Raw genomic sequence first — 18,453 nt, forward strand, 5'->3', positions numbered from 1 at the left:
ACGGCGCCGAGTCGGTAGAGTCAGTCCTATGAAGAACTCGCCCCGACTAAGCCTCAACAACGGTGTGCTGATCGACCAACTGGGCTTCGGGCTCTATAAGGTTCCCCCTGCAGACGCCGCCGGCCTGGTAACCATGGCCCTCGAGGCCGGCTACCGTCACTTCGACACTGCCGCCATGTACGGAAATGAAACCGGGGTAGGCAAGGCCATCGGTGCGCTTGCCGGGTTCGCGGGCGGCGGTCCGGCCGGAGGCTCCGGCGAGGCAGCACCGTCGCTTTCCCGCGAGGACCTCTTCGTCACCACGAAGGTGTGGAACGACGACCATGGCTACGACGCCACCATGCGGGCCTTTGACACGTCCATGTCCAACCTCGGCATGGAATATGTTGACCTGTACCTCATCCACTGGCCATGCGCCCGCCGCGGGCTTTTCACGGAAAGCTACGGGGCCATGGAGACCCTCTACCGCGAGGGCAGGATCCGGGCCATCGGGGTGTCCAACTTCCAGCCCGCCCACCTGGAGCACCTGCTGGAGACCGCCGAAGTCGTCCCTGCAGTGAACCAGATCGAACTCCACCCCTGGCTGCAGCAGGACGAACTCCGCCAGTTGCACGACCGGCTAGGCATCCGCACCGAGGCCTGGAGCCCGCTGGGCCGGGGCCAGGTGCTTGCGGATCCGGTAGTCCTCGAGCTGGCAGCAGCGCACCGCCGGAGCGCGGCGCAGATCATCCTGAGATGGCACGTGCAGCTGGGCAACGTGGTGATCCCGAAAGCCAGTTCCTATGCCCGGATCAGGGAAAACCTGGACGTCTTCGGGTTCACCCTGGACCCGGCGGAGATGGCCGCCCTCGCCGCCCTGGAACGCGGCCACCGCACCGGCTCCAACCCTGACGACGTCAACTAGGATTCGACACCATGGAACAAGTGGACATGGGACCGGCGCAGGCCCCGCCCCTCTTCAGCGGGCAACTGGACGCCCGGACGCGGGCTGCCAGCGTGGACCTGCACGGCTGCAATGTGGACTACTGGGTCTATGAACCTGTCAGCGTGACGGCCGAGACCCGTACCATCCTGGTGGTCCACGGATTCCGGGGCGACCACCACGGCCTGCTCCGGGTAGCGGACCAGCTCCCGGACATGCGGCTCATCATGCCCGACCTTCCCGGCTTCGGCAGCTCCGATGCGTTCCCGGACGGCGGGCACAGTGTGAGGCGGTACGGGCAGTTCATCAGCGATTTCATGGCCGCACTTGGACTGGGGCCGGACACGGTGCTCCTGGGGCACTCGTTCGGGTCCATCGTTGCCAGCCATTTCGTGGCTGCCAACCCCGGCGCGGTGTTCCCGCTGATCCTCATCAACCCCATTGCCGCACCGGCGCTGGAGGGGCCCAAGGGCGTTATGACCAAACTGGCTGTCATCTACTACGAGGCCTCCGCCAGGCTCCCCCGGGCCCTCGGCCTTTACCTGCTCCGCAGCCGGCTCATTGTCAGGGTCATGAGCATGGCCATGGCCAAGACCAGGGACAAGCAGCTCCTGCAGTTCATCCATGGACAGCACAACGCCTACTTCTCCGCCTTCGCCAACCGGGACAGCCTGCTTGAGTCGTTCAAGGCCTCCGTGGGAAGCAACGTCTCCGAGGTTGCCCCGGACCTTTCCCTCCCGGTGCTGCTGATTGCCGGGGAGAAGGATGAGATCGCGATGCTCCCGGACCAGCACAAGCTGCAGGCACTCCTGCCGGACGGCACCCTCGAGGTGATTCCCGGCGTGGGGCACCTCATCCACTACGAGACCCCCGAACCGGCCGCCTGCTTCATCAGACGCTTCCTGAAGGACCATCCCGCGTGAAAATCATTATCGACGCCCGCTTCACCCGCCTGGACCACCACGACGGCATCAGCCGGTACGGCGCCAGCCTGATCGCAGCCACGGCCAAGATCGCAGACGTCTCAATGCTCATCAGCGATTCCCGGCAGCTGGCCCTCCTCCCGGATGTGCCCTACACGCTGATCAACAGCCCGCTCTCCCCCGCGGAGCTGTTCGTGGCCGGCAAGGTCAACAAGCTGGGCGCCGACGTCGTGGTGTGCCCGATGCAGACGATGGGCACGTTCGGCCGGAAGTACGGCCTGGTGCTGACACTTCACGACCTCATCTACTACGAGCACCCTTCCCCGCCGGGCTTCCTGCCGGCACCCGTCCGTGTGCTGTGGCGCCTGTACCACAAGGCGTACTGGCCGCAGCGGCTGCTCCTGGACCGGGCGGACGTGGTGGCTACCATCAGCCACACCACCGAAGCACTGATCGCCAAACACCGCCTCACCCGGCGTCCGGTCCGGATTGTGGGCAATGCGCCGCAGCACGGCCATACTCCGCGCGACCCCGGTGCCGGCGCGGACAGGACGCTTCTCTACATGGGTTCGTTCATGCCGTACAAGAACGTGGAAACCATGGTGCGGGGAATGGCCGAACTTCCCGACATGACGCTCCACCTGCTCAGCCGCATCACGCCGCAGCGGCGGGCGGAGCTTGAAGCGCTGGTGCCGCCGGGAGCCCACGTTGTGTTCCACAACGGCGTGACGGATGCCGAGTACGAGGCCCTGCTGGGCCGGACAACGGCCCTGATCAGCCTTTCACGAGCGGAGGGCTACGGCCTCCCGCTCGTGGAGGCCATGTCCCATGGGACCCCCGTAATCGCAAGCGACATCCCGATCTTCCGTGAAGTAGGCCATGACGCGGTGAGTTATGTCCACCCGGATTCCCCCTCGGAGTTCGCCGACGCGGTCCGCAGGCTGGAAGAGCCGGAAGTGTGGAAAGCTCACTCACTCCGTTCGGTGGAACGGGCCGCGGAATTCAGCTGGGACCACTCGGCCCGGCAGCTTGTGCAGCTGGCCGAGGAGGCCGCCCGAATCAACCGCCGCTGAGGTGCCGCCCCCCCCCCCGGGGTGAATCACAGCTACAGCACATCCACGCCGTCGAGCCTCAACTGGACGGGGTCGTCGCTGCGCCGCGCCGCTGCAGCTGCCTTGACGGCCCGCATCACCCGCGTGGCGTCGGCCGCCCGGGAGTATGGGAAAAACAGCAGGGTCCTGACGTCCTCGCTGGCGTCCCGTCGCGGTGCGCGTGCGTCCGTGAGCACCAGAGGCGCCGGTCCGGCGCTGCGAAGGGTGATCCCCTGCCTGGCAAGGCTGTGTTCGATGGCTTCGGTGAAGTGCCCGACGGCGGTCCGGCCGCCGGTCACGGAGGCTATCCTGACCGCCGGGGGCAGCTGGAGCTCCTGCCGCAGTGAGAGCTCCCGATGCGCGTACCCCCCTGCGTCCCAGCGCAGCAGCGCGCCGACCCCTGCTGTGTCGTCGGCGGTGATAACAACGAGGCCGCCCTCGCGGGCAGGCCTGACCAGCGCCGCGGCATTGAACCAGCGCCGGACGGCGTCCTCCCCGGCGCGGAGGTTTTCGCGGCGGAGGAGCGAGTCTCCATCCAGCAGAACTGCGGCGGCATAGCCGCCAGCCGCCACAGGTTCCGCTCCCACGGTGGCGACCACTAAGGATTTTGTGTTCGGGACTGCGGCTTTGACCTGGTCACCGGACGACGTGATGACCGTCTTGCCAGGAAACGCCCGGCCCAGTTCCTCCGCGGTTCGCAGCACGCCGGTAGCGGAGCGGCGCAGCCGGGGGCTCGTGCAGTGGCTGCAGCGCCAGGCCGGCGCGGGAGCGGAACACCAGCGGCACTGCGGCACGGCGGAACTGCCTGCGGCGCCGGCAACAGCCAGGGGTCCGCTGCAGGCCGTGCAACGTGCCGGCTCCCGGCAGGAATCACAGACCAGCGAAGGCGCGTAGCCGGAACGGGCGACCTGGACCAGGACGGGTCCGCGTTCCAGGCCCTCCTTGGCGGCACGCCAGGCCGCCCCGGGCAGCCTCGCGATCCTGGCCAGGGGGTCGCGCTCCTGCTCGAAGCTGTCCGCCGTATTCACAACTCGCGGCACGGTCCGGCGGACCTCCGGACGGTCGGCTTCCACCGACCTCGCCCAGCCCGCCTCCACGAGCCGCTGGAGTTCGGTGCTGCGTGTGTGCGCCGCCATGAGGCACGCCGCGCTTTCCTGTTCCGCCCGCAGCAGCAGGACCTCCCGGGTGTGGGCGTACGGCGACCGCTGTTCGATGTGAAGGTCGTCGCCGTCATCCCAGCACACCACGAGGCCCAGGTTGTGCACTGGAGCATAGGCGGCCGAGCGCGTACCGACGGCAACCCCGGCGCTGCCCGTGAGCACCCGCAGGTAGCTGCGGTAGCGCGGCGTTGGCCCGTCGTCTGCGGTGAGTCGGGCAATGTCTTCCCGGGGCAGCAGTTCCGCCAGCGCCTCCTCGACACGGTCCAGATCGCGGTAGTCAGGAACAACCACCACCGCGCCGCGGCCGGAGGCCCGCGCGGCTGCAACGGCTTCGGCAACGAGGGCTGGCCACCCGGCGGGGCCGAAACCCTGCAGCGCGCTGAGGACGGCCCTCGGCGATTCGCCGGCCGCAAGATGCTGCAGGAACGCCGCCCCGTTGACGTAGCGGGACCAGTGGCCCGGTGCAGGAGGAGTGCCGTCCGCCTCCGGCGCAAGGTTCGTTGCGGCTTCGGCGGCCGTACCCGGGTTCAGACCGAGGTCACCCCCGGCGGCCAGCTCCTTTTCCAGCCTGGCAACCCGCGGCGGAATGGCTACGCGCAGCACGTCGCTGACGGTGCCTGCGTAGCGGGCAGCCACTTTGCCGGCGAGTTCGGCGAGTTCGGGGGTGAGCACCCGGACGGGCGAAACCACTTTGTGGAGGGGCACCAGGGTATGGCCGGCGTCGGATACCGCCAGCCGGTCCAGGATGTAGCCGCTGAGCTCCTGGCCGTTGAACTTGACCTTGACCCGTACGCCTGGCAGCGCGACGTCGTCGAACGCCGCCGGCACGCTGTAGTCGAAGGGCCGGTCCAGGTGGGGCAGCGAAGACTCGATGAGCACCCTGGCCACGGGCAGCGAGGGGGCGAGGGCCGGGCCGGATGGAGACACCGGGCGGCCCGCCGGGAACCCCTGCAGGAGTGAAAGCTGGAGCGGCTCGCCGGCGGCCGATCCGTCGGAGGAAAAGGAAGTTATGGTGCCACCCTCCGTTCAGCATCGTGCCAGTTATGGTGCCAGTGGATCCGGTGTAGGGCCCCCGGCGGCCACCGGCCGGAAAGCACTGTAGCAGGGCCACCCGGACGGGGGCCCTGCTACAGCCAAGCACAAGGCACCGACTTTTACTCCGACGCGGCACATTTCATGCCGTGCGGATCGAGCGCGCCGCGGTTTGTTTGCGGGTGGCGGTTCTCAGGCGTTGAAGAAAGCCTTGAGCTCGTCCACCCGGTCGAGCCGTTCCCAGGTGAAGTCGGGATCGTCGCGGCCGAAGTGTCCGTGCGCCGCGGTCTTGGCGTAAATGGGCCGTTTGAGGTCCAGCGCGTCGATGATCGCACGGGGACGAAGGTCGAAGATCTCCGAAATCGCGGCGCTGATGCGCTCGGGATCCACCGTTTCCGTGCCGAAGGTCTCGACGTAGGTACCCACGGGCCGTGCCTGGCCGATGGCGTAGGCGATCTGGATCTCGGCCCGCTTGGCGAGTCCTGCAGCCACTACATTCTTGGCCACCCAGCGCATCGCGTACGCCGCCGAGCGGTCAACCTTGGACGGATCCTTGCCGGAGAAAGCCCCGCCACCGTGGCGCGCCATGCCGCCGTAGGTGTCGACGATGATCTTGCGGCCGGTCAGGCCGGCGTCACCCACGGGGCCGCCGATCACGAACGCACCGGCGGGGTTCAGGATGTTGCGGGCGCGGGAGATGTCCAGGTTGGCTGCCGCCAGCACGGGATTGATCACGTGCGTGGCGAGATCGGCTCGCAACTGTTCGAGGCTCGCGCCTTCCGCATGCTGGCTGGAGATGACGATGGTTTCGACGGAGACGGGCCGGTCCCGGTCGTAGCCGATCGTCGCCTGGGTCTTGCCGTCCGGGCGGAGGTACGGCAGTTCGCCATTCTTGCGTACTTCGGTGAGCCGCTCCGAGAGGCGGTGCGCAATCCAGATCGGGATCGGCATGTAGGACGGCGTCTCGTCGCTGGCGTAGCCGAACATGAGGCCCTGGTCTCCGGCGCCCTGGAGGTCGTAGTCATCTTCCTGGCGGCCCTCCCGGGCCTCCAGGGAATTGAAAACGCCGCCGGCGATGTCGTTGGACTGCTGGCCGATGGACACGGAGACGCCGCAGCGGGCGCCGTCGAAGCCGTTGGCCGAGGAGTCATAGCCGATCCCCAGGATGGTCTCGCGCACAATCTGCGGAATCTCCACATAGGCGTCGGTGGTGACTTCGCCAGCTACGTGCACCAGTCCGGTGGTGGCCAGTGTCTCGACTGCCACACGGGACTCGGGGTCCTTCGCAAGCAGGGCATCCAGGATGGCATCGCTGATCTGGTCGCAGATCTTATCGGGATGGCCCTCAGTCACGGACTCCGACGTGAAGAGACGAAGGGATGGCGGCGTCGCGCCATGGGAAGCGGGAATGTGCAGCGGTAAAGTCACTCAACTACCTTACTGGTTGGGAATCGTTCAGGCCCCGGCATGTGTCCCCCTGCTAAGCAGGCTTTGCACACGCCGGTCTCTCAGTCTCCGGAAAACAGTTTCTCGAAAATCATGATCGCGGGAAAACGCGGCTCAACTCGTAGCTGATGCGGTCAATGACGGTGGCCGCAACATCGTCCTTTGAACCGGATGCCGCCTGTGGTTCGGAGCCGGAGCGGGAAAGGATGACTACCGAATTGTGGTCCTGGCCGAACACCAGGCCTTCGCCCACATGGTTGACCACCAGCAGGTCGCAGCCCTTCTTGCGCAGTTTGGCCTCGGCGTAGGCGAGGACGTCACCGTGGGCGTCCCCGGTTTCGGCCGCAAAACCCACGATCAGCTGCCCGGGCTTGTTCGCCGCACGCACTTCCACGAGTTCCTGCAGGATGTCCGGGTTGCGCAGCAGGCTGATCACCGGATCGTCGGTGTCGTCACGTTTCTTGATCTTGGTGTCTGAAACGTTCGCGGGACGAAAGTCCGCCACGGCGGCGGCCATGATGACGACGTCGGAATCGACGGCCGCGCGCAGCGCCTCTTCCCGGAGCTGCAGCGCCGTTTCCACCCGGACCACCTCGACGCCGGCGGGCGCCGGCACGTCCATGTGGGCGGCGAGCAGCCGGACGCTGGCCCCCGCGTCGCGTGCCGCCACGGCAAGCGCCACGCCCTGCTTGCCGGAGGAACGGTTACCGAGGAACCGTACCGGGTCCAAAGGTTCACGAGTGCCGCCTGCGCTGATGGTGACAGTGCGGCCGGCCAGCGGCAGCTGCCCGGAAACCCCGCTGTCCTGCATAAGCGCCATGGCGGCCGAGAAGATTGCCTCCGGTTCGGGGAGCCTGCCGGGACCGGAGTCGGACCCGGTTAGCCGGCCGCTGGCGGGTTCGAGGACGGTGACGCCACGGCCGCGCAGTGTTTCCACGTTGGCCTGGGTGGCGGGGTGCTGCCACATTTCGGTGTGCATGGCGGGTGCCATCAGCACGGGGCCGCTGGCCATCAGCAAGGTGTTTGTCAGAAGGTCGTTGGCGTGGCCGCCGGCGGCACGGGCCAGGAGGTCCGCGGTGGCCGGAGCCACAACAATGAGGTCCGCCTCATGCCCCAGGCGGACATGGTTGACCGAAGGAACGTCGTCGAAGACGCTGTTGCTGACCGGATTTCCGGACAGCGCTTCCCAGGTGGCCACTCCGACAAAGCGGTTCGCGGCCTCCGTGGGGATCACCGTGACGTTGTGTCCGGCTTCAGTAAAAAGCCGGAGGAGCGATGCCACCTTGTAGGCGGCAATCCCTCCCCCGACTCCGAGGACTATGCGCACGTGACCTCCGTCAACAGGCAGTCTGTATTCCGATGAGACCCAGTCCGAAAAGTTCTTACTCTGCAGGCTCGATCGGCGTGGAAACGAGCTTGCCTTCGTTGATCTCGCGCAGGGCGATGGAAAGCGACTTCTCGTTCAGCTTGGTGTCGACCAGCGGACCTACGTATTCGAACAGGCCCTCGTGCAGCTGCGCGTAGTATGCGTTGATCTGACGTGCACGCTTGGCACCGAAGATCACCAGGCCGTACTTGGAATCAGCTGCCTTCAGCAGCTCGTCGATCGGCGGGTTGATGATGCCTTCAAGGTTCGTGGACACGAATTCTCCAAATTCTAACGGGCCGATCCGACCCTGCGGCTAGTGCGGGTGCGGGGTCAGCCCCATGAGTGAAACAAGCTCGTCCGCTGCGCGTCGAACGTCATCATTGATAACGGTGTGATCGAACTCCGGCTCAGCGGCAAGTTCTAGTTTAGCGGTTTCCAGTCTTTGCTGCTGTTCCTCGGCTGTTTCGGTGCCGCGGCCCACCAGGCGGCGGACCATTTCCTCCCAGCTGGGCGGGGCGAGGAAGACGAACTGCGCCTCCGGAACGGCCTGCTTGACCTGCCGTGCGCCCTGCAGATCTATCTCCAGCAGCACCGAGCGGCCATCGGCGATGGCGGCGTCCACGGTGCTGCGGAGCGTGCCGTAGCGGTTGCGGCCGTGGACCACGGCCCACTCCAGCAGTTCCCCGCGGGCCACCAGGGCGTCGAATTCCTCGGCGGACTTGAAGAAGTAGTGAACGCCGTCCTGCTCCCCCGGGCGCGGCTCACGGGTGGTGGCCGAGACGGAAAGCCAGACTTCAGGATAGTTGTCCCGGATGTAGGTGGACACGGTGCCTTTGCCAACAGCCGTCGGGCCGGCGAGGACTGTCAGTCCCGGTTTCTTGCTCACATATTCCTTTGGGCGTTATTCGGATGGACGTGGTTCTCGTTCATAAAATCTACCAGCGCCCGGCGCTGGTGAATGCCGAGTCCCCGCAGCCGGCGGGACGCGGCAATACCCAGCTCGTCCATGATGGCCGCCGCCGTGACGCGGCCGATACCGGGCATTGCCTCAAGCATCTCCGAGACCTTCATCCGGGCAAGGGCGGAATTGCCGTCGCCGGAGGTGAGGAGCTCCGCCACGGAGAGGGTTCCGGACTTCAGCTGCTCCTTGGCTTCCGCCCGGGCAGCCCGGGCCGCTGCCGCCTTCCCCAGGGCTTCCGCGCGTTCCTGGTCTGTCAGGGGCCGCAGGCTCACTCAAGTCACCGCCGAATCGTCAGTCTGAACCAAGGCAAGGGCCGTTGGAGTTTTCCTGAACCTACCCTTTGCCCGTCGCAGAAATCAATGGCGCCGAAGTCAATGGATCAGCTGGTCAGCAGCGGTTCCAGGGTACGCAGCGCGGCCTCGCGGAGTCCGCCGGCGGAGGGACCCGCCGAGAGGATGTCCCGGCTTGAGGTGCCCAGGACCTGCGAATAGGCGGCACCGAACGTTGTCCGCAGATCAGCGGCCGTGGCGCCCTGCGCCCCGAGCCCGGGAGCGAGGATGATCCCACGGACAGCCGTCAGGTCCAGCTGCAGATCCTGCAGGGCTCCGCCCACGGTGGCGCCAACCACCAGGCCCACCGAACCCAGGGCGCCCCCGTACCGGCGGTTTTCCCCGGCAGCGGCCTCGGTGATCCTCCGCGCCACTGAATCCGCACCGCCCACGTGCTGGACGGAGGCGCCTTCCGGATTGGATGTCAGGGCCAGGACGAAGACGCCGCGACCGTACTCTGCAGCCAGGTCGAGGGCCGGACGCAGCGATTCGAAGCCAAGGTAGGGGCTCAGTGTCACCGAATCCGCGGCGAGTGACGAGCCGTCCCGGAGCCAGGCGTCGGCATAGGCGGCCATCGTGGAGCCGATGTCCCCGCGCTTGGCGTCGGCGATGGTCAGCACGCCGGCAGAAGCCGCGGCAGCGAGTGTGCGTTCGAGCACCGCCATTCCCGCGGAGCCGTGCCGCTCGTACAAAGCCACCTGCGGCTTCACGGCGGCAGCAAGCGAACCCACAGCCTCCACAACGGTGAGCGAGAAGCGCTCCAGGCCCGCGGCGTCGTCGTTCAGCCCCCAGGCCTTTAGCAGCGCCGGGTGCGGATCGATCCCCACGCACAACGGACCGCGGTCCGCCATGGCCCGGCCCAGCCGGGAGCCGAAGGACTCCCGGCCGGCCGTCATTGCTGCCGCTTGCTCAGCCATTCTGCAGGGCCTTCAGGTTCTCGGCGTGCTCCTGCAGGCTGGTCACGGACCATTCGTAGGTCCGCTGCGCTTCGATTGCCTGGACGGCTGCGTTGAACTCGGCCACCGTGGTGATGCACGGAATGCCGATGGAGGTTGCCGCGGCGCGCAGTTCATAGCCGTCGATGCGGGCCTCGCCGCCGGAAGGCGTGTTGAAGACCATGTCGATCTCACCGGCGACGATGAGGTCGGCAATGGTCCCTTCACCCTCGGCGCTGCTGCCCTCGGCGACCTTGCGGACCGGGGTTGCCTGGATGCCGTTGCGGCGCAGGACGTCCGCGGTGCCGCCGGTGGAGACGATCTCGAAGCCGAGGTCGGAAAGGCGTTTGACGCCCATGATCACCGAGCGCTTGTCCCGGTTGGCCACGGACACGAAGATCTTCCCTTCAGTCGGCAGCGCATTGTTGGCGGCGGCCTGGCTCTTGGCGAAGGCGGTGTCGAAGTGCTTGTCGATGCCCATGACCTCGCCGGTGGAGCGCATTTCCGGGCCGAGGAGCGAGTCCACAACCTTGCCTTCCGGAGTCCGGAAGCGGCTGAACGGCAGCACGGCTTCCTTGACCGAGACGGGGGCGTCGAACGGCAGGGTGGAGCCGTCCCCGGTCTCCGGCAGCATCTTGTAGGCGCTGCGGAGCTGGTTGATGGTCACCCCGGTGCCGATCAGTGCAGCGGCCTTGGCCATCTGGACGCCCGTGGCCTTGGAGACGAAGGGCACCGTACGGGAGGCCCGCGGGTTGGCTTCGAGGACGTACAGGACGTCGGAGGCCAGGGCGAACTGGATGTTGATAAGGCCTCTTACACCGACGCCCTCGGCGATGGCCAGGGTGGCGGTCCGGACGCGTTCGATCACGTTGTTGCCGAGGGTGATCGGCGGCAGGACGCACGCGGAGTCGCCGGAGTGGATGCCTGCCTCTTCGATGTGCTCCATAATGCCGCCGAGGTACATTTCGGTTCCGTCGTAGAGGGCGTCGACGTCGATTTCGACGGCGTCCTCCAGGAACCGGTCGATCAGCACGGGGTGTTCGGTGGTGATCTCGGTGGCGTTGGCGATGTAGCGCGAGAGGTTGGGCTCGTCGTAGACGATCTCCATGCCCCGGCCGCCCAGCACGTAGGACGGGCGCACCAGGACCGGGTAGCCGATTTCGTCGGCGATCTTCTTGGCGTCTTCGAAGGAGACGGCCGTGCCGTTCTTGGGTGAGATCAGTCCGGCCTCGTCCAGCACCCGGGAGAAGGCGCCGCGGTGTTCGGCGAGGTCGATCGCTTCCGGCGACGTGCCGAGGATCGGCACGCCGGCGTCAGCCAGCTGCTGCGCAAGCTTGAGCGGGGTCTGGCCGCCGAGCTGGACAAAAACACCCATGACGCCGCCGGTGCGCTCCTCCGCCGCGATGACCTCGAGGACGTCCTCGAGGGTCAGCGGCTCGAAGTAGAGGCGCGTGGAGACGTCGTAGTCGGTGGAGACGGTTTCCGGGTTGCAGTTGACCATGACGGTCTCGTATCCGGCCTTGCGCAGCGCCATGGAGGCGTGGACGCAGGAGTAGTCGAATTCGATGCCCTGGCCGATGCGGTTTGGCCCGGAACCCAGGATGATGATGGACGGCTTGGAGTGCAGCGCAACCTCGTCCTCCTCGTCGTAGGACGAGTAGTGGTACGGCGTGTACGCGGCGAATTCGGCGGCACAGGTATCCACGGTCTTGTAGACCGGCCGGATGCCCAGGGCCTGGCGGACGCCGCGGACCACGGCCTCCTGGTTGTTGGTGAGGGCGCCGATCTGCTCGTCGGAGAAGCCGTGGCGCTTGGCGCGCTGCAGCATTTCCGGGGTCAGGGCCGTGGACTTGCGGATCTCCTGCGAGATCTCGTTGAGCAGCTGGAGCTGGTCCAGGTACCAGGGGTCGATCTTGGTGGCCTCGAAGAGCTGCTCCACCGTTGCACCGCCGAGCAGAGCGCGCTGCACCTGGTGCAGGCGTTCCGTGGTGGGCCGTTTGGCCTTTTCGATCAGCTCCGGGACTTCCCATTCCGGAACGTGGCTGAAGTCCAGCTGTGAGCCCTTCTGTTCAAGGGAACGGAGCGCCTTCTGCAGGGCCTCGGTGAAGTTGCGGCCCATGGCCATGGCCTCGCCCACCGATTTCATGGTGGTGGTGAGGGTGGGGTCCGCTGCCGGGAACTTCTCGAAGGCGAAGCGGGGAACCTTCACCACGACGTAGTCGAGCGTCGGTTCGAAGGAGGCCGGGGTCTTCTGGGTGATGTCATTGGGGATCTCGTCCAGGGTGTATCCCAGGGAGAGCTTGGTGGCGATTTTGGCGATGGCGAAGCCGGTGGCCTTGGATGCCAGCGCGGAGGACCGGGAGACGCGGGGGTTCATTTCGATGACGACGACGCGTCCGGTGTCCGGTTCGACGGCGAACTGGATGTTGCAGCCGCCGGTGTCCACGCCCACTTCGCGGATGACCGCGATGGAGATGTCGCGCAGGCGCTGGTACTCACGGTCCGTGAGGGTCAGCGCGGGTGCAACCGTGATGGAGTCGCCGGTGTGGACGCCCACGGGGTCGAAGTTCTCGATGGAACAGACGACAACCACGTTGTCGTTCTTGTCCCGCATCATCTCGAGCTCGTATTCCTTCCAGCCGAGGATGCTCTCTTCGAGCAGGACCTCGCTGGTGGGGCTGTACTGCAGGCCCTGGCCGACAATCCGGCGCAGGTCGTCCTCGGTGTAGGCGAGGCCGGAGCCGAGGCCGCCCATAGTGAAGGACGGGCGGACCACCATCGGGTAGCCGAGGTCCTCGGCGGCCTTCAGTGCCTCGTCCATGCTGTGGATGATGTGGCTGCGGGCGGACTCCGCGCCGCAACGCTCCACGACGCCCTTGAACTTCTCGCGGTCTTCGCCGAGTTCGATCGCGGCGATGTTGGCGCCGATGAGTTCGACGTTGTATTTTTCCAGCACGCCGTTCTTGTCCAGCGCGATTGCGGTGTTGAGGGCCGTCTGGCCGCCCAGGGTGGGCAGGATCGCGTCCGGCCGTTCCTTGGCGATGATCTTCTCCACCACCTCGGGGGTGATGGGCTCCACGTAGGTGGCATCGGCGAACTCGGGGTCCGTCATGATGGTGGCCGGGTTGGAGTTGACCAGGATTACGCGCAGGCCTTCCTCCTTGAGGACACGGAGAGCCTGGGTGCCGGAATAGTCGAACTCGGCGGCCTGGCCGATCACGATGGGGCCGGAACCGATGACCAGGACGCTCTTAAGGTCAGTTCTCTTAGGCATTACTTCTTGTCCTCAGTCTTGGATTCGGTGGCAGTCTTTGTCTCGGAAGCGGTGTCCGCCATCAGCTCGATGAAGCGGTCAAAGAGGTAGGCGGCGTCGTGCGGGCCCGAGGCAGCTTCAGGGTGGTACTGCACCGAGAATGCGGGGATGTCCAGGCAGGAGAGGCCTTCCACGACGTCGTCGTTGAGACTGACGTGGCTGACTTCGACGCGGCCGTACCGTTCCTCGGGAGCCTGGGTGGCGCCGTCGAGCGGGGCGTCCACGGCAAAGCCGTGGTTCTGTGAGGTGATCTCCACCTTGCCGGTGCGGCGGTCCATGACGGGCTGGTTGATGCCACGGTGTCCGTAGCGGAGCTTGTACGTCCCGAAGCCGAGCGCACGGCCAAGGATCTGGTTGCCGAAGCAGATGCCGAAGTACGGCAGCTTCTCGTCCAGCACCGAGCGGAGCAGCTTGACCTGGTTGTCCGCCGTGGCGGGGTCGCCGGGGCCGTTGGACATAAAGAATCCGTCCGGGTTGACCGCCTTGACGTCAGCCAGGGTGGCCGTTGCCGGCAGGACGTGGACGCGGACGCCGCGTTCGGCGAAGCGAATGGGAGTCATGCGCTTGATGCCGAGGTCGATGGCGGCGATGGTGAACCGCGGCTCACCGTCCCAGCCCCAATCCTTGGGCTCCACAACATACGCCTCGTCAACACTGACTTCCTCGGCGAGGCGGGACCCCTCCATGGGGGCGCTGGCCAGTACGGCGTCGAGCAGTTCCTTGTCCGTGGCCCGGGCGGCCTCACCGGAGAAGATCCCGGCACGCATGGTCTTGTGTTCGCGCAGGTGCCGGGTGATGGCACGGGTGTCCACACCCTGGATGCCCACTATGCCCTGTTCCACGAGTTCGTCGTCCAGGGAGCGTTCGGAGCGCCAGTTGGAGGGCCGGCGGGCGGCATCGCGGACAATGTAGCCAGCCACCCAGATGCGGCGCGATTCGGCGTCGTCCTTGTTGACGCCGGTGTTGCCGATGTGCGGGGCGGTCTGAACCACGAGCTGGCGGGCGTAGGAGGGGTCCGTGATGGTTTCCTGGTAGCCGGTCATGCCGGTGGCGAACACCGCCTCGCCGAGCGCGGTGCCGGTGGCGCCGTAGCTGGTGCCGCGGAAGGTGCGGCCATCCTCGAGCACCAGCACCGCGGGTGCGGAAGTTCCTTGTTCAGGTGCAGTATCTGCGTTTGCTGTTACTTCGGTTTCTGTCACGTTGTTACTTTCCACTATCGGCATCTGCCTGAGGGGCTGCGGAGATCAATTCTTGAAAGGCTGCCAGGACGGGCGGTTTGTCTGCGGCACGGCGGGTCCGGAACCCGGTATCGAGTTCCCGGCCGCCCAGGGTCCAGCTGACCACCAGGAGTCCGTCTTTTTCGACGAACTTCCCGGCCATGCCACTGTCCTGGCGGATTCCGGTGAGCCGGTTCGCCGGGATGAAGACCGGCCCGGCCCCGGAACGCTCGAACAGCACGCCCTCCGGGTGGACGGTGAGTTCAGCGTTGGTGCGGATGCCCAGGCCATGGACAGCGATGCGGTCCAGCCAGTCGCCGGCCGTCGTGGTGGCAACGTACTGGCCGTCGGCGGTGGCCAGCGGCTGGCTCAGTTCGGCCGGCACCGCGGGCAGCTGCTCGACGTCGGACTGGCGCCGCAGGCGGTTTCGCCACCCGATGCCGAGCAACACGAAGGCCACCGCGATGATCGCCAGCATGGCGAGTCCGGGGAGTGCTTTGTCCATCAGTACCCGCCCGCCGGTGCGGCGGCGGTTGTTTCCTGGTGGGGCCCGTGGCGGTACGGGGTGTTGAGCTCGCCGTTAAGGACGGTGGGGTGGCCCTTGAAGAACGTCGCCACCACCTTGCCGGGGAGTTCCCTGCCGGCGAACGGAGAGTTACGGCCCATGGTTGCCATCTTAGAAGGGTCCACGGTCCAGCGCGCAGCCGGGTCCACCAGTGTGACGTTTGCGGGTTCGCCGGCCTCCAGCGGACGTCCCTGGTCCGCCACCCGTCCGATCGCGGCGGGAGCGGTTGACGTCACCCGGGCAAAGTCGGCCCAGCCCATCAGGCCGGTCTCGATCATGGTTTCCTGGACGACGGACAGCGCCGTTTCCAGCCCGGTCATGCCCATGGCCGCCTGCGCCCACTCGCATTCCTTGTGTTCGCTCGGGTGCGGGGCGTGGTCGGTTCCGACGACGTCGATCGTGCCGTCGGCCAGGGCGGCACGCAGGGCCTGGACGTCGGAGTCCGTGCGCAGCGGCGGGTTGACCTTGTAGACGGGGTCGTAGCTGCGGACCAGTTCATCGGTCAGGAGCAGGTGGTGCGGCGTCACTTCGGCCGTCACATTGATCCCGTGGGCCTTGGCCCAGCGGATGATTTCCACCGAGCCTGCCGTGGAAACGTGGCAGACGTGCAGCCTGGACCCGACGTGCTGGGCGAGCAGCACGTCCCGGGCAATGATGCTTTCCTCGGCCACGGCGGGCCAGCCCGTCAGTCCGAGAACTGCCGAGACGTCGCCTTCGTTCATCTGGGCGCCCGCGGTGAGCCGCGGTTCCTGCGCGTGCTGTGCCACCACGCCGTCGAACGCCTTCACATATTCCAGCGCACGGCGCATGATCACGGGGTCATGGACGCAGATGCCGTCGTCGGAAAAGACCCGGACCTTGGCACGGGAATCAGCCATGGCGCCGAGCTCGGCCAGTTGTTCGCCTGCGAGGCCCACGGTCACCGCGCCAACAGGGCGGACCTCCACCCAGCCGGCGGCACGTCCCAGGGTGTGCACCTGTTCCACGACGCCTGCGGTGTCCGCAACGGGATTACTGTTGGCCATGGCGTGCACGGCCGTGTAGCCGCCAAGCGCGGCGGCGCGGGTGCCGGTTTCCACTGTTTCGGCGTCTTCCCGTCCGGGTTCGCGGAGGTGGGTGTGGATGTCCACCATGCCGGGCAGTGCCACCAGGCCGGCGGCCTCGATGACGGTGGCGCCGTCAGCTGCGTCGGTGCCGGCCAGGTCGGTGCCGCGCGCGGCGATAATGCCGTCGCGGATCAGGAGGTCTTCGGCCGCGCCGCCGAGAATCGCTGCGCCGCGGATGAGGTATGCCCCGGTGGTGGCTGCATCCTGTTGATCGTGTGCCATCAGTGGCTCTCCTTGGTGGAATAGGCGGCGTTGGGGGTCAGGGCTGGTTCGCGGGTGTCTCCGGAGAGCAGCAGGTACAGGGCGGCCATCCGGACGGACACGCCGTTGCGCACCTGTGCCAGTACGGTGGAACGGGGTGAGTCCGCGGCCGCGGAGGAAATTTCCAGCCCGCGGTTCATGGGGCCGGGGTGCATGATGATGGTGTCCTTCAGGCCCAGGCTGTCCAGGGCACGGAGGCGGTTGTCGTCGAATCCCCAGCGGCGGGAGTACTCGCGGGTCGTGGGGAAGAAGGAAGCGTTCATCCGTTCGCCCTGGACGCGAAGCATCATCACGGCGTCAACGCCCTTCGCCAGGGTTTCGTCCATGTCGTAGCTCACGCTGCAGGGCCATTGCCCGACGCCGATGGGCAGCAGGGTGGGCGGCGCCACGAGGGTGACCTCCGCGCCGAGTGTACGCAGCAGCCAGACATTCGAACGGGCCACACGCGAGTGCAGGACATCGCCGGCAATGGCCACGCGCATTCCTTTGAGGTCTGCCCCGGCGGACGGCGTCCCATGCAGCCTGGCCCAATGCCGGCGCATGGTGAAAGCGTCCAGCAGCGCCTGGGTGGGGTGTTCGTGGGTTCCGTCGCCTGCGTTGATGACGGCGGCGTCGATCCAGTCCGTGGCTGCCAGCCGGTGCGGCGCACCCGAGGCCCAGTGGCGGATGACGACGGCGTCGGCCCCCATCGCTGCAAGCGTCTGGGCCGTGTCCTTGAGGGATTCGCCCTTGGAGACCGAGGATCCCTTCGCGGCGAAGTTGATGACGTCCGCGGACAGCCGCTTCGCTGCCGCTTCGAACGAGATGCGGGTACGGGTGGAGTCCTCGAAGAACAGGTTCACCACGGTGCGGCCGCGGAGCGCAGGCAGCTTCTTGACTTCCCGGTCCCCCACGGCCGCCATCTCCTCTGCGGTGTCGAGGATGCGGATGGCATTGGCCAGGCTGAGGTCTTCGGTGGAGAGCAGGTGTTTCATGCGCCTGCCTCGATGACCACTTCATTGACGGGGGTGCCGTCGATGGAATCGGTCTCTTCGAGCCGCACCCGGACCTTTTCGGAGGAGGAAGTGGGGAGGTTCTTTCCGACATGGTCTGCGCGGATGGGCAGCTCGCGGTGGCCGCGGTCGATCATGACGGCCAGCCGGACGATGCGCGGGCGGCCGAGGTCCACGATGGCGTCCAGCGCTGCACGGATGGTCCTGCCCGAATAAAGGACATCGTCGATCAGCACAACGACCTTGTTGTCGATGCCGGTGCGGGGCAGCTGCGTAGGATAGGGCGGCCGCGTGGGCTGGTGGGACAAATCGTCCCGGAACATGGTGACGTCCAGCTGGCCAACGATGGCGGCGGCATCCACGGTGGGATCGGCGGCGGCGATTTTTTTCGCCAGGCGGACGGCCAGCGGGTAGCCGCGGCGCGGAATGCCCAGCAGCACCAGATCCTGGGAACCCTTGTTGGCCTCGAGGATCTCATGGGCGATACGAGTGAGTGCACGGTCAATGTCCGCAGAGTTGAGCACAACCCTGGCCGGAACCGGTGCTTCTGTGACTGAAGTCAACGCTCGTCTCCCCTTTCCCCGCCTCACGGGACGGAATTAAAAAAGGAACATTTGCAGTTCAAAATTACCACACGCCACACCCACACCCTGCGGGCCGGCGGGCGGCGGGAAGGCGTTTAACATCACACCCCCGGGATGGTGAGGCGTGCCTGCAATGGACCAAAAGCCGGCGGAGCTTCGAGTGGTAACCACGGGCTGTGGGGTGTGGTGAGGCATGTATACGGGTGGCTAACACTCGGGCTACCCCTTAACCCGCGACTGTATGCTC

General features: G+C 66.5%; 16 protein-coding genes. 3 read left to right on the forward strand and 13 right to left on the reverse strand.

All coding sequences use genetic code 11. From position 1 onward, the window contains the following. The first annotated feature begins 28 nt into the window (after window positions 1–28). Genes JOE41_RS01160 through JOE41_RS01170 form a run of 3 tightly spaced genes read left to right on the forward strand, consistent with a single transcriptional unit; the run spans window position 29 to window position 2,918 of the window. A complete protein-coding gene (locus tag JOE41_RS01160; protein WP_209750429.1) occupies window positions 29–904 on the forward strand; it encodes an aldo/keto reductase in 876 nt (291 codons plus the stop codon). Window positions 905–915: 11 nt separating this feature from the next. After that, a complete protein-coding gene (locus JOE41_RS01165) occupies window positions 916–1,845 on the forward strand; it encodes an alpha/beta fold hydrolase (RefSeq protein ID WP_209750431.1) in 930 nt (309 codons plus the stop codon). After that, entirely contained in the window at window positions 1,842–2,918 is a 1,077-nt protein-coding gene (locus JOE41_RS01170) for a glycosyltransferase family 1 protein (protein ID WP_209750433.1), read from the forward strand. Before JOE41_RS01165 ends, JOE41_RS01170 begins: the two co-directional genes overlap by 4 nt. A 32-nt stretch (window positions 2,919–2,950) precedes the next feature. Here JOE41_RS01170 and JOE41_RS01175 read toward each other — a convergent pair whose 3' ends face one another. From JOE41_RS01175 to pyrR, 13 genes are all read right to left on the reverse strand, one after another. Then, the gene (locus tag JOE41_RS01175; RefSeq protein WP_209753495.1) at window positions 2,951–5,107 is read right to left on the reverse strand and encodes a primosomal protein N'; all 2,157 of its coding nucleotides are present in this window, start codon (window positions 5,105–5,107) and stop codon (window positions 2,951–2,953) included. Between the two features lie 213 nt (window positions 5,108–5,320). After that, the gene (gene metK, locus JOE41_RS01180) at window positions 5,321–6,556 is read right to left on the reverse strand and encodes a methionine adenosyltransferase (RefSeq protein WP_209750435.1); all 1,236 of its coding nucleotides are present in this window, start codon (window positions 6,554–6,556) and stop codon (window positions 5,321–5,323) included. A 109-nt stretch (window positions 6,557–6,665) separates the two neighbouring features. Then, on the reverse strand, window positions 6,666–7,901 hold the full coding sequence (gene coaBC, locus JOE41_RS01185; RefSeq protein ID WP_209750437.1) for a bifunctional phosphopantothenoylcysteine decarboxylase/phosphopantothenate--cysteine ligase CoaBC: 1,236 nt from the start codon (window positions 7,899–7,901) through the stop codon (window positions 6,666–6,668). A gap of 55 nt (window positions 7,902–7,956) precedes the next feature. Beyond that, window positions 7,957–8,217 carry a DNA-directed RNA polymerase subunit omega gene (gene rpoZ, locus JOE41_RS01190; protein ID WP_011692102.1) on the reverse strand — a complete coding sequence of 87 codons (261 nt, stop codon included), beginning with the start codon at window positions 8,215–8,217 and terminating at the stop codon, window positions 7,957–7,959. A gap of 39 nt (window positions 8,218–8,256) precedes the next feature. Then, window positions 8,257–8,829 carry a guanylate kinase gene (gene gmk, locus JOE41_RS01195; protein ID WP_011692103.1) on the reverse strand — a complete coding sequence of 191 codons (573 nt, stop codon included), beginning with the start codon at window positions 8,827–8,829 and terminating at the stop codon, window positions 8,257–8,259. Then, entirely contained in the window at window positions 8,826–9,176 is a 351-nt protein-coding gene (gene mihF / locus JOE41_RS01200) for an integration host factor, actinobacterial type (protein WP_011692104.1), read from the reverse strand. The genes gmk and mihF overlap by 4 nt, the downstream gene beginning before the upstream one ends. 107 nt (window positions 9,177–9,283) lie before the next feature. Beyond that, window positions 9,284–10,150, reverse strand: a complete 867-nt coding sequence (gene pyrF / locus JOE41_RS01205) for an orotidine-5'-phosphate decarboxylase (RefSeq protein ID WP_209750438.1) — start codon at window positions 10,148–10,150, stop codon at window positions 9,284–9,286. Further along, the gene (carB, locus tag JOE41_RS01210) at window positions 10,143–13,442 is read right to left on the reverse strand and encodes a carbamoyl-phosphate synthase large subunit (protein WP_209750441.1); all 3,300 of its coding nucleotides are present in this window, start codon (window positions 13,440–13,442) and stop codon (window positions 10,143–10,145) included. Before carB ends, pyrF begins: the two co-directional genes overlap by 8 nt. Further along, complete coding sequence (gene carA / locus JOE41_RS01215; protein ID WP_209750443.1) at window positions 13,442–14,704, reverse strand: glutamine-hydrolyzing carbamoyl-phosphate synthase small subunit; 1,263 nt, start codon at window positions 14,702–14,704, stop codon at window positions 13,442–13,444. The genes carB and carA overlap by 1 nt, the downstream gene beginning before the upstream one ends. After that, complete coding sequence (locus JOE41_RS01220) at window positions 14,685–15,203, reverse strand: hypothetical protein (RefSeq protein ID WP_011692108.1); 519 nt, start codon at window positions 15,201–15,203, stop codon at window positions 14,685–14,687. The genes carA and JOE41_RS01220 overlap by 20 nt, the downstream gene beginning before the upstream one ends. Next, complete coding sequence (locus JOE41_RS01225) at window positions 15,203–16,591, reverse strand: dihydroorotase (RefSeq protein ID WP_209750444.1); 1,389 nt, start codon at window positions 16,589–16,591, stop codon at window positions 15,203–15,205. Before JOE41_RS01225 ends, JOE41_RS01220 begins: the two co-directional genes overlap by 1 nt. Beyond that, the gene (locus JOE41_RS01230; RefSeq protein WP_209750446.1) at window positions 16,591–17,604 is read right to left on the reverse strand and encodes an aspartate carbamoyltransferase catalytic subunit; all 1,014 of its coding nucleotides are present in this window, start codon (window positions 17,602–17,604) and stop codon (window positions 16,591–16,593) included. The genes JOE41_RS01225 and JOE41_RS01230 overlap by 1 nt, the downstream gene beginning before the upstream one ends. Beyond that, window positions 17,601–18,185 (reverse strand): bifunctional pyr operon transcriptional regulator/uracil phosphoribosyltransferase PyrR, encoded by a 585-nt coding sequence (gene pyrR, locus JOE41_RS01235; RefSeq protein ID WP_011692111.1) that lies wholly within the window; start codon window positions 18,183–18,185, stop codon window positions 17,601–17,603. The genes JOE41_RS01230 and pyrR overlap by 4 nt, the downstream gene beginning before the upstream one ends. Window positions 18,186–18,453 lie beyond the last annotated feature (268 nt).

The organism is Arthrobacter sp. PvP103, from assembly GCF_017833075.1.
Taxonomy (GTDB): domain Bacteria; phylum Actinomycetota; class Actinomycetes; order Actinomycetales; family Micrococcaceae; genus Arthrobacter.

Excerpts from the sequence above, each read along its gene's own strand:
- JOE41_RS01165 (WP_209750431.1), top strand. The coding sequence starts at position 916 with ATGGAACAAGTGGACATGGGACCGGCGCAGGCCCCGCCCCTCTTCAGC.
- JOE41_RS01220 (WP_011692108.1), bottom strand. The coding sequence starts at position 15,203 with ATGGACAAAGCACTCCCCGGACTCGCCATGCTGGCGATCATCGCGGTG.
- JOE41_RS01230 (WP_209750446.1), bottom strand. The coding sequence starts at position 17,604 with ATGAAACACCTGCTCTCCACCGAAGACCTCAGCCTGGCCAATGCCATC.
- carB (WP_209750441.1), bottom strand. The coding sequence starts at position 13,442 with ATGCCTAAGAGAACTGACCTTAAGAGCGTCCTGGTCATCGGTTCCGGC.
- carA (WP_209750443.1), bottom strand. The coding sequence starts at position 14,704 with ATGCCGATAGTGGAAAGTAACAACGTGACAGAAACCGAAGTAACAGCA.
- JOE41_RS01160 (WP_209750429.1), top strand. The coding sequence starts at position 29 with ATGAAGAACTCGCCCCGACTAAGCCTCAACAACGGTGTGCTGATCGAC.
- JOE41_RS01225 (WP_209750444.1), bottom strand. The coding sequence starts at position 16,591 with ATGGCACACGATCAACAGGATGCAGCCACCACCGGGGCATACCTCATC.
- pyrF (WP_209750438.1), bottom strand. The coding sequence starts at position 10,150 with ATGGCTGAGCAAGCGGCAGCAATGACGGCCGGCCGGGAGTCCTTCGGC.